This window comes from Klebsiella sp. GB_Kp056, from assembly GCF_040064755.1.
Lineage (GTDB): Bacteria > Pseudomonadota > Gammaproteobacteria > Enterobacterales > Enterobacteriaceae > Klebsiella > Klebsiella quasipneumoniae.
Window position 1 is genome coordinate 72,250 of record NZ_JBEAJA010000073.1, and the last position, 26,329, is coordinate 98,578.

The 26,329-nt window shown below is 55.5% G+C and carries 25 protein-coding genes; 8 read left to right on the forward strand and 17 right to left on the reverse strand.

Annotated features, from left to right (window positions below):
* Window positions 1–281 precede the first annotated feature (281 nt).
* From ABLV52_RS25465 to asnC, 13 genes are all read right to left on the reverse strand, one after another.
* The gene (locus tag ABLV52_RS25465; protein ID WP_004107274.1) at window positions 282–701 is read right to left on the reverse strand and encodes a F0F1 ATP synthase subunit epsilon; all 420 of its coding nucleotides are present in this window, start codon (window positions 699–701) and stop codon (window positions 282–284) included.
* A gap of 20 nt (window positions 702–721) precedes the next feature.
* Window positions 722–2,104: a F0F1 ATP synthase subunit beta gene (gene atpD / locus ABLV52_RS25470; RefSeq protein WP_023291474.1), complete on the reverse strand. Its 1,383-nt coding sequence runs from the start codon at window positions 2,102–2,104 to the stop codon at window positions 722–724.
* 26 nt (window positions 2,105–2,130) lie between these two features.
* Complete coding sequence (atpG, locus tag ABLV52_RS25475) at window positions 2,131–2,994, reverse strand: F0F1 ATP synthase subunit gamma (RefSeq protein ID WP_004144996.1); 864 nt, start codon at window positions 2,992–2,994, stop codon at window positions 2,131–2,133.
* A gap of 50 nt (window positions 2,995–3,044) precedes the next feature.
* Window positions 3,045–4,586 (reverse strand): F0F1 ATP synthase subunit alpha, encoded by a 1,542-nt coding sequence (atpA, locus tag ABLV52_RS25480; protein ID WP_004144995.1) that lies wholly within the window; start codon window positions 4,584–4,586, stop codon window positions 3,045–3,047.
* Between the two features lie 12 nt (window positions 4,587–4,598).
* Window positions 4,599–5,132 (reverse strand): F0F1 ATP synthase subunit delta, encoded by a 534-nt coding sequence (atpH, locus tag ABLV52_RS25485; protein ID WP_004202307.1) that lies wholly within the window; start codon window positions 5,130–5,132, stop codon window positions 4,599–4,601.
* A gap of 14 nt (window positions 5,133–5,146) precedes the next feature.
* Complete coding sequence (gene atpF, locus ABLV52_RS25490; protein ID WP_004107293.1) at window positions 5,147–5,617, reverse strand: F0F1 ATP synthase subunit B; 471 nt, start codon at window positions 5,615–5,617, stop codon at window positions 5,147–5,149.
* A gap of 50 nt (window positions 5,618–5,667) precedes the next feature.
* A complete protein-coding gene (gene atpE, locus ABLV52_RS25495) occupies window positions 5,668–5,907 on the reverse strand; it encodes a F0F1 ATP synthase subunit C (protein WP_000429386.1) in 240 nt (79 codons plus the stop codon).
* Between the two features lie 48 nt (window positions 5,908–5,955).
* On the reverse strand, window positions 5,956–6,771 hold the full coding sequence (gene atpB / locus ABLV52_RS25500; RefSeq protein WP_023291475.1) for a F0F1 ATP synthase subunit A: 816 nt from the start codon (window positions 6,769–6,771) through the stop codon (window positions 5,956–5,958).
* Window positions 6,772–6,779: 8 nt separating this feature from the next.
* Window positions 6,780–7,160 (reverse strand): F0F1 ATP synthase subunit I, encoded by a 381-nt coding sequence (atpI, locus tag ABLV52_RS25505; protein ID WP_004202310.1) that lies wholly within the window; start codon window positions 7,158–7,160, stop codon window positions 6,780–6,782.
* A gap of 616 nt (window positions 7,161–7,776) precedes the next feature.
* Window positions 7,777–8,400 carry a 16S rRNA (guanine(527)-N(7))-methyltransferase RsmG gene (rsmG, locus tag ABLV52_RS25510; protein ID WP_032429030.1) on the reverse strand — a complete coding sequence of 208 codons (624 nt, stop codon included), beginning with the start codon at window positions 8,398–8,400 and terminating at the stop codon, window positions 7,777–7,779.
* Window positions 8,401–8,515: 115 nt separating this feature from the next.
* Window positions 8,516–10,405 (reverse strand): tRNA uridine-5-carboxymethylaminomethyl(34) synthesis enzyme MnmG, encoded by a 1,890-nt coding sequence (mnmG, locus tag ABLV52_RS25515; RefSeq protein ID WP_023291477.1) that lies wholly within the window; start codon window positions 10,403–10,405, stop codon window positions 8,516–8,518.
* A gap of 381 nt (window positions 10,406–10,786) precedes the next feature.
* Window positions 10,787–11,227 carry an FMN-binding protein MioC gene (mioC, locus tag ABLV52_RS25520; RefSeq protein WP_017899651.1) on the reverse strand — a complete coding sequence of 147 codons (441 nt, stop codon included), beginning with the start codon at window positions 11,225–11,227 and terminating at the stop codon, window positions 10,787–10,789.
* Between the two features lie 98 nt (window positions 11,228–11,325).
* Entirely contained in the window at window positions 11,326–11,784 is a 459-nt protein-coding gene (gene asnC / locus ABLV52_RS25525) for a transcriptional regulator AsnC (protein ID WP_002882510.1), read from the reverse strand.
* 151 nt (window positions 11,785–11,935) lie between these two features.
* Between asnC and asnA the strand changes: the two genes are divergently transcribed.
* Window positions 11,936–12,928 carry an aspartate--ammonia ligase gene (gene asnA, locus ABLV52_RS25530; RefSeq protein ID WP_023291478.1) on the forward strand — a complete coding sequence of 331 codons (993 nt, stop codon included), beginning with the start codon at window positions 11,936–11,938 and terminating at the stop codon, window positions 12,926–12,928.
* 3 nt (window positions 12,929–12,931) lie between these two features.
* Here asnA and viaA read toward each other — a convergent pair whose 3' ends face one another.
* Window positions 12,932–14,380, reverse strand: coding sequence for an ATPase RavA stimulator ViaA (gene viaA / locus ABLV52_RS25535; RefSeq protein ID WP_032454444.1), 1,449 nt, complete (start codon window positions 14,378–14,380; stop codon window positions 12,932–12,934).
* Window positions 14,377–15,876 carry an ATPase RavA gene (ravA, locus tag ABLV52_RS25540; protein ID WP_348891064.1) on the reverse strand — a complete coding sequence of 500 codons (1,500 nt, stop codon included), beginning with the start codon at window positions 15,874–15,876 and terminating at the stop codon, window positions 14,377–14,379. Before ravA ends, viaA begins: the two co-directional genes overlap by 4 nt.
* A 217-nt stretch (window positions 15,877–16,093) precedes the next feature.
* Here ravA and kup point away from each other — a divergent pair, with 217 nt between their 5' ends.
* The 7 genes from kup to rbsR all read left to right on the forward strand — a co-directional run bounded on the left by kup (window position 16,094) and on the right by rbsR (window position 24,000).
* Entirely contained in the window at window positions 16,094–17,962 is a 1,869-nt protein-coding gene (gene kup, locus ABLV52_RS25545; RefSeq protein WP_348891065.1) for a low affinity potassium transporter Kup, read from the forward strand.
* A gap of 184 nt (window positions 17,963–18,146) precedes the next feature.
* Window positions 18,147–18,566, forward strand: a complete 420-nt coding sequence (gene rbsD / locus ABLV52_RS25550) for a D-ribose pyranase (protein WP_004202320.1) — start codon at window positions 18,147–18,149, stop codon at window positions 18,564–18,566.
* 10 nt (window positions 18,567–18,576) lie between these two features.
* Window positions 18,577–20,082 carry a ribose ABC transporter ATP-binding protein RbsA gene (gene rbsA / locus ABLV52_RS25555; RefSeq protein ID WP_023291483.1) on the forward strand — a complete coding sequence of 502 codons (1,506 nt, stop codon included), beginning with the start codon at window positions 18,577–18,579 and terminating at the stop codon, window positions 20,080–20,082.
* 5 nt (window positions 20,083–20,087) lie between these two features.
* Window positions 20,088–21,053 (forward strand): ribose ABC transporter permease, encoded by a 966-nt coding sequence (gene rbsC / locus ABLV52_RS25560; RefSeq protein WP_004202322.1) that lies wholly within the window; start codon window positions 20,088–20,090, stop codon window positions 21,051–21,053.
* Between the two features lie 27 nt (window positions 21,054–21,080).
* Window positions 21,081–21,971, forward strand: a complete 891-nt coding sequence (rbsB, locus tag ABLV52_RS25565) for a ribose ABC transporter substrate-binding protein RbsB (protein WP_004202323.1) — start codon at window positions 21,081–21,083, stop codon at window positions 21,969–21,971.
* A gap of 103 nt (window positions 21,972–22,074) precedes the next feature.
* On the forward strand, window positions 22,075–23,004 hold the full coding sequence (gene rbsK / locus ABLV52_RS25570) for a ribokinase (RefSeq protein WP_023291484.1): 930 nt from the start codon (window positions 22,075–22,077) through the stop codon (window positions 23,002–23,004).
* 3 nt (window positions 23,005–23,007) lie between these two features.
* Entirely contained in the window at window positions 23,008–24,000 is a 993-nt protein-coding gene (gene rbsR, locus ABLV52_RS25575) for a ribose operon transcriptional repressor RbsR (protein WP_086076398.1), read from the forward strand.
* Here the strand turns inward: rbsR and mdtD are convergent.
* Window positions 23,997–25,394, reverse strand: a complete 1,398-nt coding sequence (gene mdtD / locus ABLV52_RS25580; protein ID WP_023291486.1) for a multidrug transporter subunit MdtD — start codon at window positions 25,392–25,394, stop codon at window positions 23,997–23,999. The two genes, rbsR and mdtD, sit on opposite strands and share 4 nt — an antisense overlap.
* 12 nt (window positions 25,395–25,406) lie before the next feature.
* A complete protein-coding gene (locus ABLV52_RS25585; RefSeq protein ID WP_023291487.1) occupies window positions 25,407–26,108 on the reverse strand; it encodes a FadR/GntR family transcriptional regulator in 702 nt (233 codons plus the stop codon).
* Window positions 26,109–26,329 lie beyond the last annotated feature (221 nt).

The following is a 26,329-nucleotide window of genomic DNA, read 5'->3' on the forward strand; positions in this document are numbered from 1 at the left end:
TCGTGTCAGCGGGGGAGATAGCGCGGAGCTTAGAAGCTCAGGACGCTAAATTTAGCGATGATTTTATGGAACAGTTTCATGATGAATTCCTGACGCAGGTGCAATTTGATAACGCTATTTTATGTGACACACATCACATAAAACAGAGTCTACGCTTCATCATTTAACTAATCAATAACAATTAAGGGTGAGCTCTGTTTTCACTTCATCCGCTCGTCAGCAGCTGGCCATAAAAAAAGCCAGCCTGGAAACCAGACTGGCTTTTTACGTTCAAGCCGGTGTTACATCGCTTTTTTGGTCAACTCGATAACGCGCAGTTTAGCGATCGCTTTGGCCAGTTCCGCGGACGCCTGAGCGTAATCCACGTCACCATGAGAGCTCTTAATGTGCTCTTCAGCCTTACGTTTCGCTTCCAGGGCTCGCGCTTCGTCGAGATCCTGGCCACGAATTGCGGTATCCGCCAGGACGGTCGTGCTACCCGGCTGCACTTCAAGAATGCCGCCTGACAGGTAGATAAATTCTTCGTGACCGTGCTGCTTAACGATGCGAATCATACCAGGCTTAATGGCGGTGAGCAGCGGCGCGTGCCCCGGGTAAATACCCAGTTCACCTTCGCTACCCGTTACCTGGATTTTCTCGACCAGACCAGAGAACATTTGTTTCTCTGCGCTGACGACGTCCAGGTGGTAAGTCATTGCCATATCACCCTCCGATTAAGGCGTTAAAGTTTTTTGGCTTTTTCCACGGCTTCGTCGATAGAACCGACCATGTAGAACGCCTGCTCCGGCAGGTGATCGTATTCGCCTTCCATGATGCCTTTAAAGCCACGGATGGTGTCTTTCAGGGAGACGTATTTGCCCGGAGAACCGGTAAATACTTCTGCCACGAAGAACGGCTGGGACAGGAAGCGCTGGATCTTACGTGCGCGAGCTACCACCAGTTTATCTTCTTCAGACAGTTCATCCATACCCAGGATGGCGATAATGTCTTTCAGTTCCTGATAACGCTGCAGAATGGACTGAACGCCACGAGCGGTGTCGTAGTGCTCCTGACCAACAACCAGCGGATCCAGCTGACGGCTGGTGGAGTCCAGCGGGTCAACGGCCGGGTAGATACCCAGGGATGCGATCTGACGGCTCAGTACTACGGTTGCATCTAAGTGAGCAAAGGTAGTGGCTGGGGATGGGTCAGTTAAGTCATCCGCCGGTACGTATACCGCCTGTACGGAAGTGATAGAGCCGGTTTTGGTGGAGGTGATACGTTCCTGCAGAACGCCCATCTCTTCCGCCAGAGTCGGCTGGTAACCTACCGCTGAAGGCATACGACCCAGCAGTGCGGATACTTCCGTACCGGCCAGGGTGTAACGATAGATGTTATCGACGAACAGCAGTACGTCACGACCTTCGTCACGGAACTTCTCAGCCATGGTCAGGCCGGTCAGCGCAACGCGCAGACGGTTTCCCGGCGGCTCGTTCATCTGGCCATACACCAGGGATACTTTGTCGATAACGTTGGAGTCGGTCATTTCGTGGTAGAAGTCGTTACCCTCACGAGTACGTTCACCTACGCCCGCAAACACGGAGTAACCGGAGTGCTCGATCGCGATGTTACGGATCAGCTCCATCATGTTTACGGTTTTACCTACACCCGCGCCACCGAACAGACCGACTTTACCGCCCTTCGCGAACGGACACATCAGGTCGATAACTTTGATGCCGGTTTCCAGCAGTTCCTGAGAGCTGGACAGCTCTTCATAAGACGGTGCTGCGCGGTGGATAGCCCAACGCTCTTCTTCGCCGATGTCGCCTTTCATGTCGACCGGTTGACCCAGTACGTTCATGATACGACCCAGCGTAGCTTTACCAACCGGGACTTCGATCGGGTGCTCGAGGTCTTTTACATCCAGACCGCGGCGCAGACCATCGGAAGAACCCATGGCGATGGTACGCACGATACCGCCGCCCAGCTGCTGCTGAACTTCCAGCACCAGAACTTCATTACCATTCTGTACCTCAAGGGCTTCGTACACGCGTGGTACGGCATCCTGAGGGAACTCGACGTCGACCACGGCGCCGATTACCTGGACAATCTTTCCAGTAGCCATCTTAAATCCTCTACGAAATAACCTGGTTAAACCGCGGCGGCCCCCGAGACGATCTCGGTGAGTTCCTGAGTAATGCTGGCCTGACGAGCTTTGTTGTATACCAACTGCAGCTCTTTAATCAGGCTGCCGCCATTATCGGTCGCGGCTTTCATCGCCACCATACGGGCGGCCTGCTCGCTGGCCAGGTTTTCAACCACGCCCTGATAAACCTGAGACTCGACGTAGCGGCGCAGGAGGGTATCCAGCAGCGCTTTCGGATCGGGCTCATACAGGTAATCCCAGGATTTACGTTTCAGATCAGCGTCTTCTGATGCCGGTAACGGCAGCAGCTGAGTGATCGTCGGAACCTGAGACATGGTGTTAATAAATTTGTTGCTGACAACGTACAGCTTGTCCAGACGGCCTTCATCATAGGCCTGCAACATCACTTTTACCGGGCCGATCAGTTCGGACAGGGATGGGTTATCCCCCATACCGGTCACCTGTGCAACGACGTTGCCGCCAACGGAGTTAAAGAAAGAGACGCCCTTAGAGCCGATCATTGCGAGGTCGCACTGAACGCCTTTATCGGACCATGCTTTCATTTCCGCCAGCAGTTTCTTGAACAGGTTAATGTTCAAGCCGCCGCACAAACCACGGTCGGTCGACACCACCAGGTAGCCCACGCGCTTAACGTCGCGTTCTTCCAGGTAAGGGTGCTTATATTCCAGATTACCGTTCGCAAGGTGACCAATCACTTTGCGCATAGTATCTGCGTAAGGACGGCTGGCCGCCATGCGCTCCTGCGATTTACGCATTTTGGAAGCGGCGACCATCTCCATCGCTTTAGTGATCTTTTGCGTGTTCTGGACGCTTGCGATCTTACTACGTATCTCTTTTGCGCCGGCCATGAGCTTCTCCTCAATGCCTTGCGGCCTGCCCTAAGACAGACCGCCAGACGTTACCAGGACTGGGTTGCTTTGAAGGAATCGAGGATGCCTTTCAGCTTGCCTTCGATTTCGTCGTTATAGCCACCGGACTGGTTAATCTCTTGCATCAGCGGAGCGTGATCACGGTCGACGTAAGCCAGCAGAGCGGCTTCGAAGCTACCGATTTTCGCCAGTTCTACATCAGCCAGATAACCACGTTCTGCTGCGAACAGAACCAGAGACTGCTGCGCGACGGACATCGGCGCATACTGTTTCTGTTTCAGCAGTTCGGTCACTTTCTGACCGTGGTCCAGCTGTTTGCGGGTTGCATCGTCAAGGTCGGATGCAAACTGGGAGAACGCCGCCAGTTCACGATACTGCGCCAGCGCGGTACGGATACCACCGGACAGTTTCTTCATGATCTTGGTCTGCGCTGCACCACCCACACGGGATACCGAGATACCCGGGTTAACCGCAGGACGAATACCGGCGTTGAACAGGTTGGTTTCCAGGAAGATCTGACCATCGGTAATGGAGATTACGTTGGTCGGAACGAACGCGGAAACGTCACCCGCCTGGGTTTCGATAATCGGCAGCGCGGTCAGAGAACCGGTTTTCCCTTTCACTTCACCTTTGGTGAAGGCTTCAACGTATTCGGCGTTAACACGCGCAGCACGCTCCAGCAGACGAGAGTGGAGGTAGAATACGTCGCCCGGGAACGCTTCACGTCCTGGCGGACGACGGAGCAGCAGGGAGATCTGACGATAAGCAACAGCCTGTTTAGACAGGTCATCGTAAACGATCAGCGCATCTTCACCGCGGTCGCGGAAGTATTCGCCCATTGCGCAACCCGCGTATGGCGCCAGGTATTGCAGTGCAGCAGATTCGGATGCAGTCGCTACCACCACGATGGTGTTAGCCAGCGCGCCGTGCTCTTCCAGTTTACGCACCACGTTAGAGATGGTGGACGCTTTCTGGCCGATAGCAACATAGACGCACTTGATGCCGGAATCACGCTGGTTGATGATGGCATCGATAGCCAGCGCAGTTTTACCGGTCTGACGGTCGCCGATGATCAGTTCACGCTGACCACGACCGATTGGGATCATGGCGTCAACGGATTTATAACCGGTCTGTACCGGCTGATCGACGGACTGACGTTCGATTACGCCCGGCGCGATCGCTTCAACGGCGGAGAAACCGTCGTTTTCCAGCGGACCTTTACCATCAATTGGCGCGCCCAGGGTGTTAACCACGCGGCCCAGCAGGCCACGGCCAACCGGAACTTCCAGGATACGGCCAGTACATTTCACCTTCATGCCTTCGGCGAGGTCAGCGTACGGACCCATCACCACCGCACCAACGGAGTCGCGCTCCAGGTTCAGTGCGATAGCGTAACGGTTACCCGGCAGGGAGATCATCTCACCCTGCATACATTCGGCAAGGCCGTGGATGCGGATAACACCGTCACTTACAGAAACAATAGTACCTTCGTTATGAGCTTCGCTCACAACATTGAACTGAGCAATGCGCTGCTTGATCAGTTCGCTGATTTCGGTGGAATTCAGTTGCATGCTCCAGTCCCCTTAAGACTGCAAGACGTCTGCAAGGCGATCAAGACGGCCGCGTACGCTGCCATCAATGACCATATCACCCGCACGGATGATAATACCTGCCATAACAGACTTATCGATTTTGCAATTCAGCTTAACTTTGCGTGACAGACGTTTTTCCATCGCGCTGACGATCCTGGCAAGCTGTTCATCACTCAGTTGGTTGGCAGATATGACTTCTACCTCTGCGATGGCCTCACTGGCCGCGCGCAGGTGAATGAATTGCTCAAGAACGTCCGGGAGCACCTTCAGACGATTATTTTCCGCCATCACCTTAATGAGGTTCTGGCCGTTTTCGTCAAGTTGCTCGCCGCAGATAGCGATAAACGCTTCTGAGAGCGTTTCCGGCGCCAAAGCACCGGAGAGAAGCTCTGCCATTTGGTCGTTTTTGGTCACTTCGGCGGCAAACGCCAGCATATCCTGCCAGCGTTCAACACTGTTGTGTTCGACGGCAAAGTCAAAAGCTGCTTTGGCGTAGGGGCGAGCTACCGTTACAAATTCAGACATCAGCCCCTCCCTCCTTACAGTTCAGCGACAAGTTTATCCACGATGTCGCTGTTAGCAGCTTCATCCACGGAACGTTCGATGATCTTCTCGGCGCCAGCAACAGCCAGGATAGCGACCTGCTTACGCAGCTCCTCGCGTGCACGTTTACGCTCAGCATCAATTTCAGCCTGCGCTTGTGCAACGATTTTGGTGCGTTCCTGTTCTGCTTCAGCTTTAGCTTCGTCCAGAATCTGAGAGCGGCGCTTGTTCGCCTGCTCAATGATTACCTGGGCTTCCGCTTTCGCTTTTTTCAGCTGGTCGGTCGCGTTGGCCTGTGCAAGGTCCAAATCTTTCTTAGCGCGTTCTGCAGAAGCTAAACCGTCAGAAATCTCTTTCTGGCGTTTTTCGATGGCAGCCATTAAAGGCGGCCATACGTACTTCATGCAGAACCATACGAAGATAACAAACGCGATGGCCTGGCCGAGGATTGTTGCGTTCATGTTCACAGCACAATACCTCTTTAATTAACTCTGTGGCTTAGGTTTCTAACAACTTACTACGCGACGGCGAACATCACGTACAGACCCAGACCTACAGCGATCATCGGGATAGCATCCACCAGACCCATAACGATAAAGAACTGAGTACGCAGCAGAGGGATCAGATCCGGCTGACGCGCTGCGCCTTCCAGGAATTTACCTCCGAGGATGCCGATACCGATCGCAGCACCGATTGCCGCCAGACCCATCATCACAGCGGCAGCCATGTACAGCAGATCCATATTCAGGTTTTCCATGACAGTCTCCAGTTTGTTTCAGTTAAAACGTAGTAGTGTTGGTAAAAATCAATGCTCTTCAGACGCCATCGACAGATAGACAATCGTCAGAACCATGAAGATGAAGGCTTGCAGCGTAATAATCAGGATGTGGAAAATGGCCCAAGGCACATTCAGAACCCACTGTGACCACCACGGCAGCAGACCAGCAATCAGAATGAAAATCAGCTCACCGGCATACATGTTGCCGAACAGTCGCAGACCGAGAGAGACCGGTTTGGACAGCAGGCTTACCCCTTCAAGGATTAAGTTGACAGGAATGAACGCCCAGTGATTGAACGGCTGCATGGTCAGTTCTTTAACGAACCCACCTACGCCTTTCATTTTGATGCTGTAGAAAATAATCAGGATGAACACGCCAAGCGCCATCGACAGGGTGATGTTCACGTCAGCAGACGGAACCACGCGCAGTGCAGGCAGGCCGAAAATGTGTTCGCCGATATAAGGAAGCAGGTCGATTGGCAGCAGGTCCATCAGGTTCATCAGGAAGACCCAGACGAACACGGTCAGCGCCAGCGGCGCGATAACCTTGCTCTTGCCATGGTACATGTCTTTGACGCTGCCATGGACGAAGCCGATGATCATTTCGATGAAGGTCTGGAATTTCCCTGGTACGCCGCTGGTCGCTTTCTTAGCAACGCTACGGAACATGGCCAGGAACAGCAGACCGAGAACCACCGAGAAGAACATGGAGTCAATGTTGAGCGTCCAGAAGGTGGCCGGGGGGTTGTGCGGATCCACCAGCGAGAAAGTACGCAGATCAATCTGAAGGTTGTTCAGATGGTGACCTATGTATTCCTGCGGCGTCATATTTTCTGAAGCCATGATGCCTTTTACCCTTTGTTGTTGATTACAGCTGGCGCCAGAACTTGTACCACCAGCACCAAAACCCACGTCACGATCAGTGGCAAAAATACCACTTTTAAAACGGCCAGCGCCACCGCCAGGAGGGCGAAGGTCAGCAACACCTTGAAGGCTTCACCGAAGGCGAAGGTCCAGGCCACACGGCCTTTTGCTGGTGTATGCGCCTGATGACGCCAGGCAAAAATCATAAACATCAGGTTTGGCAAAACCACTGCCAAACCGCCGCATACCGCGGAAATGCCCCAGAAGGGGTCTTTGAGGCTAAACAGCAGTCCACTTGCCATTACTGCCAGTAACTGAATAAACAGAAGCTTGCGAGCAACGTTTCGACTCAAGAGCGACACTGACATCACGTTTTTACTCCTGCTCCCTTTGAGGTATGTCGCGTGTCGTATAAAACGTCCTTTAAGACGAAGAGTCAAGCATCAAAAAGCGGACAAATTATACGGTGACGCCCCGTGATTTCAAACAATAAGTAGCAAAATAGTGAATAAATGTTTAATTATTTTCCAACGGACAACTTTCCGTGCATTTCAGCGTTCTGTGAGCGGTCATACAAAACTGCAAATAACGTGGAAACACGGCAATTAAAGCGTGCATTAGATCACATAATAAACATTTCAAGCGCCCTTTAATGAATCAAGGACATAAAACACTATTTTTCATGTTTTTGATATTCAAGATAAAAAGTGAGGACATTATCTAAAACAACCCCACATACAATAAAAACCTTTTATTGACATTTATAATAAAAATTTAACATCACGATGCTGATCATCGTTGTCGATTTTTAGCACCCTGATATTTTCAAAGTTGACTATTTTGTCAGTGAATCACTTACGCTAAGTTAACCGCAAGAAAAACCATAGTAAAAACATGGTTAAATGCAGCCCGATAATATCTGGAGGTGACCTTTATTTTTGTAACATTCATGGGCCACATTTTTTCCACATTTTTTGATAAAAATTAACTCGCTTTTGGCGTAATCACCACCAGGTGCCGCTCCCCTTCCAGCTGAGGAACATGCAGCTCAATGACCTCGGCTATGGCATACCCTTCCGGCAGGTTTTCCATTTCGTCTTTTTGCGCTAACCCTTTGAGCGCATAGAAGTGACCGTTCGCGGCCGGCAAATGATGGCACCAGCTCACCATATCATTAAGCGACGCGAAGGCGCGGCTTATCACGCCATCAAACGGCGGCTCGGCCGGGAAAGCTTCCACGCGGCTCTGCACCGGGGTGATGTTATCCAGCTTCAGTTCATGCTGCACCTGACGCAGGAAGCGCACGCGTTTGCCAAGGCTGTCCAGCAGGGTGAAATGCGACTCCGGGCGCACGATAGCCAACGGGATCCCCGGCAGCCCCGGTCCCGTACCGACATCGATAAAGCGCGAGCCCTGCAGATAAGGCGCGACGATGATGCTGTCGAGGATATGACGCACCAGCATCTCATTTGGATCGCGAACGGAGGTCAGGTTATAGGCTTTGTTCCACTTATCGAGCAGCCCGACGTAAGCCACCAGCTGATTTTTCTGGTGATCGGTGAGCGAAATACCCGCTTCATCCAGCAGACGAGAAAGTTTGTTGAGCACGGTAAGTACCTTCAAAAAATAATGAGCCCGGAGGCGCTAACGCTTACCGGGCCAGGAATGATAAAGGCGAACGCTGATTATGCAAGTGGGAAATCAGCGCGGCAGGCTGCCGCAATCAGGCGCTGCGACGCAGCATCCCCTGCTTTTTCAACCAAACCAGCAAAATAGAGATCGCCGCCGGGGTGATCCCGGAAATACGTGACGCCTGCCCTATCGACGACGGTTTATGGTCGTTTAGTTTAGCGATCACTTCATTAGACAGTCCGGTGACCTGACGGTAGTCGAGTGTCGCCGGTAACAAGGTATTCTCGTTGCGCTGCTGTTTCTCGATCTCATCCTGCTGGCGCGCGATATAGCCTTCATACTTCACCTGGATCTCAACCTGCTCAGCCGCCTGCCGATCTTCCAGCCCCGGCGCGAACGGCGAGAGCTGAACCAGCTGCTCGTAGGTCATTTCCGGGCGACGCAGCAGATCTTCACCGCTGGCTTCGCGCGACAGCGGCGCGGTCAGGTGAGCGTTCACTTCGGTAGCGCTCTCAGCCTGCGGGTTCACCCAGGTCGATTTCAGGCGCTGGCGTTCGCGCTCAATGCTTTCCAGCTTCTCGTTGTAACGCGCCCAGCGTTCATCATCCACCAGACCCAGCTCACGCCCCTGCTCAGTCAGACGCAGGTCGGCGTTGTCTTCGCGCAGCATCAGACGATATTCAGCACGAGAGGTAAACATGCGGTACGGTTCTTTGGTACCCAGAGTACACAGGTCATCCACCAGCACGCCGAGGTAGGCCTGATCGCGACGCGGCGCCCAGCCCTCTTTTTCCGCCGAGAAGCGAGCAGCGTTAAGACCGGCCAGCAGACCCTGAGCCGCCGCTTCTTCATAACCGGTAGTGCCGTTGATCTGACCGGCGAAGAACAGACCCTGAATGAATTTGCTCTCGAGCGTCGGTTTCAGATCGCGCGGGTCGAAGAAGTCGTACTCAATAGCGTAGCCAGGACGGACGATCCGCGCATTTTCCATCCCCTGCATGGAGCGGACGATTTGCATTTGCACATCGAACGGCAGGCTGGTGGAGATGCCGTTCGGATAAATTTCGTTTGAGGTCAGGCCTTCCGGTTCGAGGAAGATCTGATGCTGGTTGCGATCGGCAAAGCGCATGACTTTGTCTTCGATCGACGGGCAGTAGCGTGGACCGATCCCTTCGATCACCCCGGCGTACATGGGGCTGCGATCGAGGTTATTGCGGATCACGTCATGGGTTTTCTCGTTAGTGTGGGTGATGTAGCACGGCACCTGACGCGGATGCTGATCGGCAGATCCCATAAACGAGAAGACCGGCATCGGGTTATCGCCATGCTGTTGAGCCAACACGCTGAAATCGATGGTGCGCGCGTCAATGCGCGGCGGGGTCCCGGTTTTCAGTCGGCTTACGCGCAGCGGCAGTTCACGCAGACGACGAGACAGCGGGATCGACGGCGGATCGCCGGCGCGTCCGCCGCTGTAGTTATCCAGACCAATATGGATTTTGCCGTCAAGGAAGGTTCCGACGGTCAGCACCACCGCTTTGGCACGGAATTTGAGGCCCATCTGGGTGACTGCGCCTACGACGCGATCGTTTTCGACAATCAGATCTTCCACTGCCTGCTGGAAGATCATCAAATTCGGCTGGTTCTCCAGCGCAGTGCGTACCGCCTGACGGTACAGCACGCGGTCAGCCTGGGCGCGAGTGGCGCGTACCGCGGGGCCTTTGCTGGCGTTTAGTATCCTAAACTGGATGCCTGCCTGATCGATCGCTTTGGCCATCAGGCCGCCGAGCGCGTCCACTTCTTTTACCAGGTGTCCTTTCCCAATGCCGCCAATCGCCGGGTTGCAGCTCATCTGCCCCAGCGTGTCGATATTGTGTGTCAAAAGCAGGGTCTGTTGACCCATACGCGCTGCGGCCATTGCGGCCTCAGTGCCTGCGTGACCCCCGCCAATGATAATGACGTCAAAAGGATCCTGATAAAACATGGTGGTCTGCCTCGCATAACGCGGTTTGAAAATGGATTGAAGCCCGGGCCGTGGATTCTACTCGGCTTTGGTCTTTTGAGAAAGACTCCGGGATCCTGAGTATTAAAAAGAAGATCTTTATATAGAGATCTGTTCTATTGTGATCTCTTATTAGGATCGACTCTCTTTGTGGATAAGTCGGATCCGCGAAGTAAGATCAAAAGCTTAAGAAGGATCACTATCTGTGAATGATCGGTGATCCTGGTCCGTATAAGCTGGGATCAGAATGAAGGGTTATGCACAGCTCAAAAAGCGTACTGCGGTTATTCTTTGGATAACTACCGGTTGATCCAAGCTTTTAAGCATGGTTATCCACAGAAGAACGGACGATCTTTACAAATCTCAGAGCAAATTTTTCCAGGATCCCAGCCAAATTTCCGCCGGATCCTCGGGAATTTCATGTTCCAGCACGTTGATCTTCAGGGTCTCGCCGATCTGTTTTGCCCCGCAGGCCTTCAGCGCCGCTTCTAATTTATCGATCGCGCCGCAAAAAGTGTCGTATTCGCGGCTGCCGATCCCGATGGCGCCAAAGCGCACGGCGGAAAGATCGGCCTGCTGCGCCAGCAGCGCGTCATAGAAGGGAACCAGGTTGTCGGGAATGTCGCCGGCGCCATGGGTGGAAGAGATAACTAACCAGATCCCCTGCGCCTGCAGATCGTCCACCAGCGGGCCGTGCTGGATTTCAGTGCTGTAGCCTGCTTCTTCCAGCTTTTCCGCCAGATGCTCCGCTACGTATTCCGCACTGCCCAGGGTGCTGCCGCTGATAAGTGTAATGTCTGCCATAGATCGCCGATCGCCCGCTCAACTGTTCAGAGTGGCGTATTGTACGCTGTGAGCGAGCTGGGATCTACCTGTGGAAAAATGTGGGATTAAAAAAACGATCAGGGCTTAATGGTGCGCATGATCGGGTTCTGCAGCACGATCAGGGTCTCGGTGGACTGAATTTCATCAATTGTTTGGATCTTGTTGATAAGTACCTGCTGCAGGGCATCGATGGATTTACACATCACCTTAATAAAGATGCTGTAGTGGCCGGTGGTGTAGTAAGCCTCGGTGACCTCCTCCAGGCTTTCCAGGCGGGCGAGGGCGGAGGGATAGTCTTTGGCGCTTTTGAGAATAATGCCGATGAAGCAGCCGACGTCATAGCCCAGCTGTTTGGGGCTGACGTCAATGCGCGCGCCGGTAATGATGCCCGCCTGTTTCATCTTTTCGACGCGTACATGAATAGTGCCGGGGCTGACGCTGAACTGTTTGGCCAGTTCGGCATAGGCGGTACGGGCGTTGGCCATTAGCGCATCGAGAATGCCGCGGTCCAGATTGTCGATCTGATAATTTTCCATATCTTTTTCTTATGAAGTTTGAGGGTTCTTACTATTTTAGCGCCATATTTTGATGGATTAAAAGTCGATGAGCCTTTTTATTGATTGATTATTGTATTGGTGGCCTGTTTTGTTGCTTAATCAATGGCAACAGGACGCAGGAGTCATAAAAATGAAAACCGCATATATCGCAAAACAACGCCAGATCAGTTTCGTTAAATCCCACTTTTCCCGTCAGCTGGAAGAGAAGCTTGGCCTGATTGAAGTCCAGGCGCCAATCTTAAGCCGCGTGGGCGATGGGACGCAGGATAACTTGTCCGGCTGTGAGAAAGCGGTTCAGGTGAAAGTGAAAACACTGCCCGACGCCCAGTTCGAAGTGGTTCATTCGCTGGCGAAGTGGAAGCGTCAAACCCTGGGACAACACGACTTCAGCGCGGGCGAAGGGCTGTACACGCACATGAAGGCCCTTCGCCCCGATGAAGACCGTCTGACGCCGATCCATTCCGTCTATGTCGACCAGTGGGACTGGGAGCGGGTGATGGGGGATGAAGAGCGCCACGTCGGCACGCTGAAGGCGACCGTCGAAGCGATTTACGCCGGGATCAAAGCCACCGAGCTGGCGGTCAGCCAGGAATTTGGCCTGACGCCGTTCCTGCCGGAACAGATCCACTTTGTTCACAGCCAGGCGCTGCTGAGTCGCTATCCGGATCTTGATGCCAAGGGCCGCGAGCGAGCGATTGCCAAAGAGCTGGGCGCCGTCTTCTTAATCGGCATCGGCGGCAAACTCTCTGATGGCAAGCGCCATGATGTACGTGCGCCGGACTATGATGACTGGAGCACTGAGGTTTCTGAAGGCTTTGCCGGACTGAACGGCGATATCCTGGTGTGGAACCCCGTGCTGGAAGATGCGTTCGAGATCTCCTCAATGGGGATCCGCGTTGACGCCGCGGCGCTGAAACGCCAGCTGGCGCTGACCGGCGATGAAGATCGCCTGAAACTGGAGTGGCACCAGGCGCTGCTGCGCGGCGAGATGCCGCAGACTATCGGCGGCGGCATTGGCCAGTCTCGGCTGACGATGCTGTTGCTGCAGCTCGACCATATCGGCCAGGTGCAGTGCGGCGTATGGCCGGCACAGGTTCGCGAAAGCGTTTCCGCGCTGCTGTAACGATTAGCGCCGCCAGCGTCGCAGCAGGCGGCTACGCAACCCGGTATCAAAGCGCCAGATATGATCGAAGATGCGCATGATGCCGGGTTTGCCGTGTACCGACATCGCCACCGCGTGAAAACGGTGCTGATGCTTTCGCTGTAACTCCCCCACCTGAGCAATCACCTCATCCGGCAACCGCTGGGCAATAAAGTCGGAGATCACCACGGCATCCGCATCCACCCACTGCGGGTTTTGCAGACGTTCAATAATGGCGCGAAAACAGCTGGCCAGATCGGTGCCGCCGCGAAAGCGCTGGCTCAGAAAGCGGATCGCCTGCTCCAGGCCGCCCTCGCAGGTCAGTTCGTAGTGCACCACTTCGCTGGAGAACAGCATAATAAAGCAGCGGCGGTTATCCGCTAGCGCGACGCGCATCAGGGCCAGACAAAAGGCTTTGGCGCACTGCTCGTTAAAACCGCCCATTGATCCTGACGTATCGACGCAGACAATAAAGGGCCCGCGCGGCTGTTCATCAAAATCTTGCCGCGTCACCGGGCGTTCGGTGATTTTTTCTCGCCAGGCGTCGCCGTGCAGCCGGTAGGTCAGGAGCTGTTTCTCCACCAGCTTGCGATAAAATTCAAACTCCAGCTCCGTGATGCCGAGCGTCGCCAGCTCCGGCGGCAGCAGGCGCAGAATGTCATCGCTCTGCTGGAGGCCGTCGACCTGTTCCGGCACCGTCGCTGGCTCGCGCACCAGGCTACGGAAGGTCTCCATCGGCGCGTCTTTCTTCGGCACGGATTTCGCTTCCCGTGAGCGCCCCAGCTGTTCCGCCAGCTGCAGCAGCTCCGGCTGCTGGTTAAGAAAATCGCCATAGCGCACGATCAGCTGATAGTCGCCACGTTTGAGTTCGCCGGCGCTCATATCCCACAGGCGTCCGGCGGCGGTGTCATTCTCAGCCAGCACCGGATCGAGCTGACCGCTGAGCGTCATTCGTTCCTGGACCTCGCTGAGCAACTGATCGCGCTCCTCATCCAGCAGCTGCTGGTTAAGGCTGGTGGCTTGCACCACCAGGCTCAGGCGCCAGCGCTGTAAAAACAGCGTATGCAGCGCCGGGGTAAAGGTCGCATTGTCGTCCACCAGCTTCTGCGCCTGGGCGGCAAAAGGGGACTGGAGCTGGTGTAGCTTGCCGAGGATCTGCGGCAGCTGGACGATAAACTGCGAGGTAGAGAGCAACTGAGCCTGCTGATAGGTTTGCACCTCGGCGTCCAGATCCGGCGGGACGTTAACCTCTTTTAAGCGGGCGCGAACGGCTTCCCGCCAGCGCGGAATATCCGCCGCGATGATGTTTTTCAGGCGGGGAAATTTCTCAAAGAAAACCGCCAGCTGCGGAGAGGCCAGCAGCGCCAGCAGCATCTCCTCGATCATTCCCTCTTCGCTGACTGCCAGCATGACATTCAGCATATCGAGCGTCATGGCTGCTTCGCCTGTTTAATCTGCGCGCCGACGTCCTGCAGGCTGGCTTCGATTCTTCCCAGCCACTCGACCGGGATAAACAGGCACTTCTGCTGCTCGCTGAAGCGGTTATGTTGCTGGTGCCACTCATCGTCCAGCGCCTCCAGCTGCTGGCTAATTTCCGCCGGCATGTTTTCCTGCGACGCGCTGCCGGGCAGCGAGAGGCGTGAGCCCTGCAGGCTGACGTCGCGAACAACCAGATGCTGGCTGGTGTCGACATCCATATTGAGCAGTTGGGCAAAGCCGATCCCGTTGAGCTTGCCGCGGATCTCGCCGCCCTTTTCCAGCCAGCTGGCTAACGCCTCGCGCTCAAAAGTAATGTGGATCACTTCCATATCGTGGAGTTTGAGCGGCTGCTGCAGCAGCAGGGTCAGGGTGGTCCCCTGGATCTCCGCCGGCAGCTCATAGTGCGGCTTGCGGCTAAACATGCCGCCAAGGCGGGTGACCTTTAGCGCCGTTTTGTCACTTTGCTGCTGTTGGATCTGAATGCGTCGCTGCACAATCGCCCCGAGCCGCGTCAGCATCGCCTGCTGCTGCCAGGCGTGGCAGGTCATCAGCGTTTCCAGCTGCTGCGACATCAGGTTCATGCTCTCGACGTTGTGCCACAGACAATCTTTCAGCAGGATAAGATCTATCGGCGCGATGCTGTCGCGGCCGCTGAAGAAGGCGCTGGCCTGCAGCAGGCGAATAGCCTTTTTCCAGCGGCGATCCGAAACGTATGGCGCGTTTGGCAGGGCATCCAGCTGCTGGCGCAGCTGGAATATCAGCTCAAACACCGCGTCCGGCAGTTTGATATTGCCGATCTGCTGCTGCCATTGCGTAAACTCTTCATCGCTAACCTGCAGCGCGCTGGGCACCGGATTGCTGTTTTCATCCTGCTGGCTGACCAGCATCGAACGGAAATTACCTTTATCCTGTACTTTATCGAGCCACAGACGGATCAGCATGCGGTCATACAGCGCTTCCAGGCTGCTGTCGGCTTCGGGCAGTTCGTTCGAGGCGGCCACCAGCAGGCGCATCGGGATTTTCTCTTCGTGAGCGCCGTTGCGGAAGTGACGTTCGTTAATCGCCGTCAGCAGGGTGTTGAGGATAGCCGGACCCGCTTTCCATATTTCATCGAGGAACACGATTTCTGCTTCCGGCAGGTAGCCGGCGGTTAAACGCTCGTAGCGGCCTTCATCTTTCAGCGCCTGAATGGACAGCGGGCCAAAAACCTCTTCCGGGGTGGAAAAGCGGGTCATCAGGTATTCAAAAGCGCGCGCCTGCTGGAAGGCGAACTTGAGGCGGCGGGCAATCAGGCTTTTGGCGATCCCCGGCGGACCGAGCAAAAATACGCTCTCGCCGCTGAGCGCCGCCAGCAGGCACAGGCGTATCGCGTGGCTGCGTTCAAAGAGTCCTTTTTCGAGTGCCGCGCTGAGTCGGGAAATTCTTTCAGCCAGTAAATGTGTTTGAGCCATAATTGAGTTGCGTGCTTTGTCATGTATCGTTATTGGGACGAGTATAGATGTTAGAGCAGGGGCGGTAATAGCCTGAAGAATCGATTTATTTTTTTTGAGCCAGGTTAATATGGTGTCTGTTAGGGGTACGATTTCACAAATAATCGTGCATACTGTGCGCTTTTTGTGGGCCAAGGGACTAGGCACACATTTGTTTTATAAACGAAAAGACTAGTCTATGAGCACTGATAATAAACAATCGTTGCCGGCGTTAACGCTGGCGGCCATCGGCGTGGTGTACGGTGATATCGGTACCAGTCCACTGTATACCCTGCGTGAATGCCTGTCAGGTCAGTTTGGCTTTGGCGTTGAGCGCGATGCCGTATTTGGCTTTTTGTCGCTGATTTTCTGGCTGTTAATCTTTACCGTATCGATAAAATACATCACCTTCGTGATGCGGGCGGATAACGCCGGGGAAGGCGGGATCTTAACGCTGATGTCGCTGGCCGGACGCAATACCTCGGCGCGGATGACCTCTGTGCTGGTGATCCTCGGCCTGATCGGCGGCAGTTTCTTCTATGGCGAAGTGGTGATTACCCCGGCGATTTCGGTGATGTCGGCGATAGAGGGGTTAGAAATTATCGCTCCGCAGCTCGATAGCTGGATTGTGCCGATCTCCATTATCGTGCTTACCCTGCTGTTTCTGATCCAGAAGCACGGGACCGGGATGGTCGGCAAGCTGTTTGCGCCGATTATGCTGATCTGGTTCTTGCTGCTGGCGGTGCTTGGCGCGCGAAGCATTTACGCTAACCCGGAAGTTCTGCAGGCGCTAAACCCCTACTGGGCGGTGCACTTCTTCCTGCAGTACAAAACGGTTTCCTTTATTGCGCTTGGCGCGGTGGTGCTGTCGATTACCGGGGTGGAAGCGCTGTACGCCGATATGGGGCACTTCGGCAAACTGCCGATCCGTGTCGCCTGGTTCTCCGTCGTGCTGCCTTCGCTGGTGCTGAACTATTTTGGCCAGGGGGCATTGCTGCTTAAGCATCCGGAAGCGATTAAAAACCCGTTCTTCCTGCTGGCGCCGGAGTGGGCGCTGATCCCGATGCTGATTATCGCCACACTGGCGACGGTTATCGCCTCGCAGGCGGTGATCTCCGGGGTCTTCTCCTTAACCCGTCAGGCGGTGCGTCTGGGCTATCTGTCGCCGATGCGCATCATCCACACCTCGGAAATGGAGTCCGGCCAGATCTATATCCCGTTCATTAACTGGCTGCTGTATGTCTCGGTAGTGATCGTCATCGTCAGCTTCGAACATTCGTCTAACCTGGCGGCGGCGTACGGTATCGCGGTCACGGGGACCATGGTGCTGACCTCCATCCTGTCGGCAACGGTGGCGCGCAAAAACTGGCACTGGAATAAACTGTTCGTTGGGCTGATGCTGGTGGCCTTCCTGTGCATTGATGTTCCGCTGTTCTCGGCGAACCTCGATAAGATTGTCTCCGGCGGCTGGCTGCCGTTGTCCCTGGGTCTGGTGATGTTTACGGTGATGACTACCTGGAAGAGCGAGCGTTTCCGCCTGCTGCGTCGAATGCACGAGCACGGCAACTCGCTGGAAGCGATGATCTCTTCGCTGGAGAAATCGCCGCCGGTGCGCGTGCCGGGTACTGCGGTGTATATGTCCCGCGCCCTGAACGTGATCCCGTTTGCCCTGCTGCATAACCTGAAGCACAACAAGGTGCTGCATGAGCGAGTGATCCTCCTGACCCTGCGCACCGAAGACGCGCCTTACGTGCATAACGTTCGCCGGGTGCAGATTGAGCAGCTTTCGCCCTCGTTCTGGCGGGTGGTGGCCAGCTACGGCTGGCGGGAAACGCCAAATGTCGAAGAGGTGTTCCATCGCTGTGGCCTGGAAGGACTCAGCTGCCGGATGATGGAGACCTCGTTCTTTATGTCCCATGAGTCGCTGATTATCGGCAAACGGCCGTGGTATCTGCGCCTGCGCGGCAAGCTTTATCTGCTGCTGCAGCGTAACGCCCTGCGCGCGCCGGATCAGTTTGAAATCCCGCCAAACCGGGTTATCGAGCTCGGTACTCAGGTCGAAATCTGATGTCAAAAAGCCCTTCCGTTGCGAAGGGCTTTTTGTTTCTCACTCCGGCTGTTATCTCCTGTCGCTGTCTCGCGAAACGTTTCGATAGCGATCACATTTCTCTCTTCTGGTGATGGTTTTCTGCTCACGCATTGATAATAATTATTTTAGCGAAACGTTTCGCTAGTGGAGCAAAAGAGAAAAAATGAAAAAAGGCACCGTACTTAACGCTGATATTTCCGCGGTTATCTCCCGCCTGGGCCACACCGATACACTGGTGGTCTGCGATGCCGGATTACCGGTTCCCCGCAGCAGCGCGCGCATCGATATGGCGTTGACCCAGGGCGTACCTTCATTTATGCAGGTTCTGGAAGTGGTGACGACGGAAATGCAGGTTGAAGCGGCTGTCATCGCGGAGGAAATTAAGACGCATAATCCGCAGCTCCACGCGACGTTGCTCAACCATCTTGAGCAGCTGCAGCAGCACCAGGGAAACACCATTGAAATTCGTTACACCAGTCATGAGCAGTTCAAAAAACAAACCGCAGACAGTCAGGCGGTAATTCGCAGCGGGGAGTGTTCCCCGTTTGCGAATATCATTCTCTGTGCCGGCGTCACCTTCTGAGATCGCCGTCATGGAAGCCTTATTGCAACTGAAAGGGATCGATAAAGCGTTCCCTGGCGTCAAGGCGCTCTCCGGCGCCTCGCTGAATGTCTACCCTGGCCGGGTGATGGCGCTGGTGGGTGAGAACGGCGCCGGTAAATCCACCATGATGAAAGTGCTGACCGGGATCTATACCCGTGATGCTGGCGCTTTATTGTGGCTGGGCAAAGAGACCACCTTTAGCGGCCCAAAATCTTCCCAGGAAGCCGGGATCGGCATTATCCATCAGGAGCTGAACCTGATCCCGCAGTTGACGATCGCCGAGAACATCTTCCTCGGCCGCGAATTCGTTAACCGCTTTGGCAAAATCGACTGGAAGCGGATGTATGCCGAAGCCGACAAGCTGCTGGCGAAGCTGAATCTCCGTTTTACCAGCCAGAAGCTGGTGGGCGATCTGTCGATTGGCGATCAGCAAATGGTGGAGATCGCCAAAGTGCTGAGCTTCGAGTCGAAGGTCATCATTATGGATGAACCGACCGACGCGCTGACCGATACCGAAACCGAATCGCTGTTCCGTGTGATCCGCGAACTGAAATCGCAGGGGCGCGGCATCGTCTACATCTCCCACCGCATGAAAGAGATCTTCGAGATTTGCGACGACGTGACCGTGTTCCGCGACGGGCAGTTTATTGCCGAACGCGAGGTCTCCTCTCTGGATGAAGACCGTCTGATTGAAATGATGGTTGGCCGGAAGCTGGAAGATCAGTATCCGCATCTGGCTAAGGCGCCGGGCGCGGTGCGCCTGAAAGTCGATAATCTCTGCGGCCCGGGCGTGGAAAACGTGACCTTTACCCTGCGCCAGGGGGAAATCCTCGGCGTCGCCGGACTGATGGGCGCCGGGCGGACCGAGCTGATGAAAGTGTTGTATGGCGCGCTGCCGCGCAGCAGCGGCTCCGTGACGCTCGACGGTCACGAAGTGGTGACCCGTTCGCCGCAGGATGGTCTGGCGAACGGCATTGTCTATATCTCCGAAGACCGTAAGCGTGACGGCTTAGTGCTCGGGATGTCGGTAAAAGAAAACATGTCCCTGACCGCTCTGCGCTACTTCAGCCGGACGGGAGGGAGTCTCAAGCATAAAGATGAACAGCAGGCGGTCAGTGATTTCATCCGGCTGTTTAACGTGAAAACGCCGTCCATGGAGCAGGCGATCGGCCTGCTCTCCGGCGGCAACCAGCAAAAGGTCGCCATCGCCCGCGGGCTGATGACCCGACCGAAGGTCCTGATCCTCGATGAGCCGACCCGTGGCGTCGACGTTGGGGCGAAGAAAGAGATCTACCAGCTCATCAATCAGTTCAAAGCCGATGGCCTGAGTATCATTCTGGTCTCCTCCGAGATGCCGGAAGTGTTGGGCATGAGCGATCGCATCATAGTGATGCATGAAGGGCATCTCGGCGGTGAATTCACACGCGAGCAGGCCACCCAGGAAGTATTGATGGCTGCCGCTGTGGGCAAGCTTAACCGTGTGAATCAGGAGTAAGAAAGATGACAACCCAGGCTGTTTCTGGTCGCCGTTATTTCACGAAAGCGTGGCTGATGGAGCAAAAATCGCTCATTGCCCTGCTGGTGCTGATCGCGGTGGTATCGACCATGAGCCCCAACTTTTTTACCGTCAATAACCTGTTCAATATTCTGCAGCAGACCTCCGTTAACGCCATTATGGCGGTAGGGATGACGCTGGTCATACTGACCTCGGGGATCGACCTGTCCGTCGGTTCCCTGTTGGCGCTCACCGGCGCGGTGGCGGCGTCGATCGTTGGCATTGAAGTGAATGCGCTGGTGGCGGTCGCTGCTGCCCTCGCATTAGGTGCGGCGATCGGCGCAGTCACCGGGGTGATTGTGGCGAAAGGCCGCGTGCAGGCTTTCATCGCCACCCTGGTGATGATGCTGCTGCTGCGCGGCGTGACCATGGTGTACACCAACGGCAGCCCGATCAATACCGGCTTTAGCGATAATGCCGATCTGTTCGGCTGGTTTGGTATCGGGCGTCCGCTGGGGATCCCGACGCCGGTATGGATCATGGCGATTGTCTTCCTGGCGGCCTGGTACATGCTGCACCATACTCGCCTGGGTCGTTATATCTACGCCCTTGGCGGTAATGAGGCGGCGACGCGCCTGTCCGGGATTAGCGTCAATAAAGTCAAAATTATCGTCTACGCGTTGTGCGGGATGCTGGCGTCGCTGGCCGGGATTATCGAAGTGGCGCGCCTCTCCTCCGCGCAGCCGACGGCCGGGACAGGCTATGAGCTGGACGCCATTGCGGCAGTCGTGCTCGGCGGCACCAGCCTGGCGGGCGGCAAAGGACGCATTGTCGGCACGCTGATTGGCGCGCTGATCCTTGGCTTCCTGAATAATGGTTTGAACCTTTTAGGCGTTTCTTCCTATTACCAGATGATCGTTAAAGCGGTGGTGATTTTGCTGGCGGTACTGGTAGATAACAAAAAGCAGTAACTGAGAACTCTACAGGACATCTTAACTATGAATATGAAAAAACTGGCGACCCTGGTCTCTGCTGTTGCGCTAAGTGCGACCGTTAGCGCGAACGCGATGGCCAAAGACACCATCGCTCTGGTTATCTCTACCCTCAACAATCCCTTCTTCGTGTCGCTGAAAGACGGCGCGCAAAAAGAAGCTGACAAACTGGGCTACAACCTGGTGGTGCTCGATTCCCAGAACAACCCGGCGAAAGAGCTGGCTAACGTTCAGGATTTAACGGTGCGCGGCGCGAAGCTGTTGCTGATCAACCCAACCGACTCTGATGCCGTCGGCAATGCCGTGAAGATGGCGAACCAGGCGAAAATCCCGGTCATCACCCTCGACCGTCAGGCGACAAAAGGCGATGTCGTGAGCCACATCGCCTCTGACAACGTGCAGGGCGGAAAAATGGCGGGTGATTACATTGCGAAAAAGCTGGGTGAAAGTGCGAAAGTCATTGAGCTGCAGGGCATTGCCGGGACTTCCGCGGCGCGCGAGCGCGGCGAAGGCTTCAAACAGGCCGTGGCGGCGCACAAGTTCAACGTTCTGGCCAGCCAGCCGGCCGATTTCGACCGTACCAAAGGGCTGAACGTGATGCAGAACCTGCTGACCGCCCATCCTGACGTCCAGGCGGTGTTCGCGCAGAATGATGAAATGGCGCTCGGGGCTCTGCGCGCGCTGCAGACCGCAGGCAAGTCCGATGTGATGGTGGTTGGATTTGACGGCACTCCGGATGGCGAAAAAGCAGTAAACAGTGGCAAACTGGCGGCGACCGTCGCACAGTTGCCGGAGCAGATCGGCGCGAAAGGCGTTGAGACTGCTGATAAGGTACTGAAGGGCGAAAAAGTGGAAGCTAACTACCCGGTTGAGCTGAAGCTGGTCGTTAAGCAGTAATATGCGATTCGGACTGGCAACGGTCCGAGGGACAATATAAAAAAAGAAAAGCAGGGCATGCGCCACCGGATCCCGGTGGCGCGCTTTCCCGGGAACAGAAACGATGAAAACTGCAGGCAAACTTGTCGTCCTTGGCAGCATCAATGCCGATCACATTCTCAACCTTGACGCTTTCCCGACGCCGGGTGAAACCGTCACCGGCAACCACTACCAGCTGGCGTTCGGTGGTAAAGGGGCCAACCAGGCGGTGGCCGCCGGGCGCAGCGGGGCGGATATCGCGTTTATCGCCTGCACCGGCGATGACGACATCGGTGAACGCATCCGTCGCCAGCTGGCGAGCGATAAAATCGATGTGGCGCCTGTGCGCGCGGTCGCCGGGGAAGCAACCGGCGTGGCGTTAATCTTCGTTAACGCCGAAGGTGAGAATGTCATCGGTATTCATGCCGGCGCCAATGCGGCCTTATCCGTCGCTCAGGTAGAGGCGGAAAAAGAGCGGATCGCCAGCGCGCAGGCGTTGTTGATGCAGCTCGAATCACCGCTGGAGAGCGTGCTGGCGGCGGCGAAAATCGCCCATCACCATCAGACCACCGTGGTGCTTAATCCCGCGCCAGCGCGTGAACTGTCCGATGAACTGCTGGCGCTGGTGGATATCATTACCCCCAACGAAACCGAAGCGGAAAAGCTGACGGGGATTCGCGTTGAGAGTGACGAGGATGCGGCAAAAGCCGCCGACGTGCTGCATGCCAAAGGCATTGGTACGGTAATGATCACCCTCGGCAGTCGCGGCGTCTGGCTCAGTGCCGAAGGCGAAAGCCGCCGGATCCCAGGGTTTCGCGTGCAGGCTATTGATACTATCGCGGCCGGCGACACTTTCAACGGCGCGCTGGTGACCGCGCTGCTGGAAGGGACCGCCCTGCCGGAGGCGATCCGCTTTGCGCATGCCGCGGCGGCGATTGCCGTGACTCGCAAAGGCGCGCAGCCTTCCGTGCCGTGGCGCACAGAGATTGATGAATTTTTAGCGCAACAGGGGTAATGCTTGGCTACGATGAAAGATGTGGCCCGCGTCGCGGGCGTTTCCACATCGACGGTGTCACACGTCATCAATAAGGACCGCTTTGTCAGCGAGGCGATTACCGCCAAAGTAGACGCCGCGATCAAAAGCCTCAACTACGCCCCCTCGGCGCTGGCGCGTAGCCTCAAGCTGAATCAAACCCGCACCATCGGCATGCTGATCACCGCCAGTACCAATCCGTTTTATTCCGAGCTGGTGCGGGGCGTGGAGCGCAGCTGCTTTGAGCGGGGTTATAGTCTCGTACTCTGTAATACGGAAGGTGATGAGCAGCGAATGAATCGTAATCTGGAGACGTTAATGCAAAAACGCGTCGATGGATTACTGCTGCTGTGCACTGAGACCCACCAACCCTCCCCGGAAATTATGCAGCGCTATCCGTCGGTTCCGACGGTCATGATGGACTGGGCGCCGTTTGATGGCGATAGCGATCTGATTCAGGATAACTCGCTGCTCGGTGGCGATATGGCGACCCAGTATCTGATCGATCAAGGGTATTCACACATTGCCTGCATTGCCGGCCCGCTGGATAAAACCCCGGCGCGTCTGCGCCTTGAAGGTTACCATGCCGCGATGGCGCGCTGCGGTCTGCCCGTAGCCGAGGGATACGTGGTGACCAGTGATTTTGAGTTTGGCGGCGGATTTAGCGCGATGCAGCAGCTGCTGGCGTTGCCGCAGCGGCCGCAGGCGGTGTTTGTCGGTAACGATGCCATGGCGGTTGGCGCTTATCAGGCGTTATACCAGGCCGGGTTGCAGATCCCGCAGGATATGGCGCTGGTGGGTTACGATGATATTGAACTGGCTCGCTATATGACGCCGCCGTTAACCACCATTCACCAGCCGAAAGATGAGCTGGGGGAACTGGCCATCGACGTGCTGATCCATCGCATGGCCGACCCGCAGCAAAAACAGCAGCGCGTACAGTTAACCCCGGAGCTGGTGGTCCGCGGCTCCGCTTAGCGTTTGTGCCGCTCGCTAATCAGGTTGCGGCCATCCTTCGCTCTCAACAGCATAAACATCAGCGCCGACACGATGGTTATCACGCCCATGGTAATAAAGGTGTAGTGAAACTGCTCTACGGTGCTGGCGCTGTCAAAACCTTCATAGAAGCGCAGCACCGCAGCGCTGATGGCCACTCCGAGACTGATGGAAAGCTGCTGGGTGACTGCCAGCAGGCTATTGCCGCTGCTGGCATTGTCATCCGTCAGATCGGCCAGGGTAATGGTATTCATGGCGGTAAACTGCGTGGACATCGCCATCCCCAGCACGAACAGCGGCAGAAGCAGCATCCACAGCGGCATTTCTGGCGACTGCAGCGAGAACTGGGCAATCATAAGGCCAATAAACACGGTGATCCCCACCAGGGTCTTACGATAGCCAAACCAGCGCAGCACCTGGGTAACGGTAGATTTCGCAATAATCGAGCCGATAGCGGTGGGGGCGATCATACAGCCGGCGATAATGGCCGGATAGCCAAAGCCAACCTGCAGCATGAGCGGCATCAGAAAAGGTACGCAGCCGGTACCCAACCGCGTGGCAAGGTTGCCGGCAATGCCGACCGAGAACGTATGGGTCTTAAATAAAGAGAGCGAGATCAGCGGCGCAGGATGGCGGCGCGCGTGACGGACATAGGCCAGGAGCAGTATCAGACTGACGGCGATCACCGCCAGCGCCAGCCATGTCGCCACGATTTTTTCGCCAAACAGTTCAATACCGCTGGAAAATAACACCAGGCTTAAGCCAAATAACAGAAAACCGGTTATATCGAAGCGTCGGCGCGGCGTTGTGAAATTTGGCATATATTTACGGGCATACAGAATGCCGATCACGCCGATGGGAATGTTTATCAGGAAAATCCAATGCCAGCTGGCCCAGGTCACAAATACCCCGCCGAGAACCGGGCCCAGAATCGGTCCTACCAGTCCCGGCATGGTGACAAAGTTCAGTACCGGCAGCAGTTCGCTGCGCGGATAGGCGCGCAGGAGGGCTAGCCTCGCCACCGGCATCATCATCGCCCCGCCGACCCCCTGAATAACGCGAAAAATGACCAGCTCCGTTAATGAACTCGAGAGCGCGCAGGCGAGGGAGCCGAGAGTAAACAGGCTAACGGCGATGATAAAGACCCGGCGCGTGCCGAAGCGATCGGCCAGCCAGCCGCTGACCGGGATCAACATCGCCACCGTCAGCGTATAGCTGATGATGGCCGACTGCATTGCTAAGGGGGAACGGTTCAGGCTGTGGGCGATAGCCGGGAGGGCGGTGTTAAGAATGGTGGCATCCAGCGCCTGCATAAAGAAGGCCATCGCCGCGATCCACGGCAGGCCAGCCATGCTGCGCCCTTTTTTTCCGCTCATGCCAAATCCTTGTTATTGATTTACGTGGTGTGGGGCGTTCAGCAGCGCCTGGCAGGCGAGCAAGGCACCTGGCGCATCGCTATTGAGAATGGCATCGACGATCGCCTGGTGGAGATCGAGCTTCACGACTTCATTTTGCGTAATCGACGTGAAGTAGGTGTGGTAGACGGAATGAAATAAAGAAGCGAATGAGCTGAGGAAAGGATTGCCGCTCATTTCATAGATATGTTCATGCCAGGCCATATCGACGTCTATCCAGCGATCGCGCTGAAAATGACGTTTCAGGGCAATCATCTCTTCCATAAGGGTATTGAGCTGCGCTTTCTGTTCCGCGGTGCCGTGGGCGGCGGCGAGGAAACAGGCCTGTGGCTCCAGGCTGCTGCGCATGACGAGAAAGTGGCTCACCACCTCTTCGAAGTTATCTTCCGTGAGCCACCAGGAGAGTAGTTCCTTATCCAGGAAGTTCCAGCTGCTGCGCGGCATTACCCGGGTGCCAATGCGAGGGCGGGGCAGCAGCATGCCTTTTGCAGTCAGCGTCTTCACCGCTTCGCGGACGGCGGTACGACTCACGCCGAACTGCTCCCCTAACTCCATTTCGCCGGGAAGAATGCTTTCCGGCTGATATTCGCCAGTCAGTATCTTTTGGGCGAGCTTCTCGGCCAGTACCCAGGAGATGTTCTTTTGTGCCGCCAGTTGCTGTGCGCTTAAAGACATAAATGCCGTTCCTTTCTTTTCTCTACACTAACAGTATGCCACCAGGCGCCCCGTTTCGTCGGTTAAAACAGCAAAACGGCGGTTTTTTGCGACATTCCTCGCCGCATTGTTGAAAAAAGAGACGGTTGAAAAGTTTTTTTGCATTTCCCCTTGTCACCTCAGAATTACTCCCTATAATGCGCCTCCACTGACACGGAACAACGGCAAGCAAGCCGCCGGGT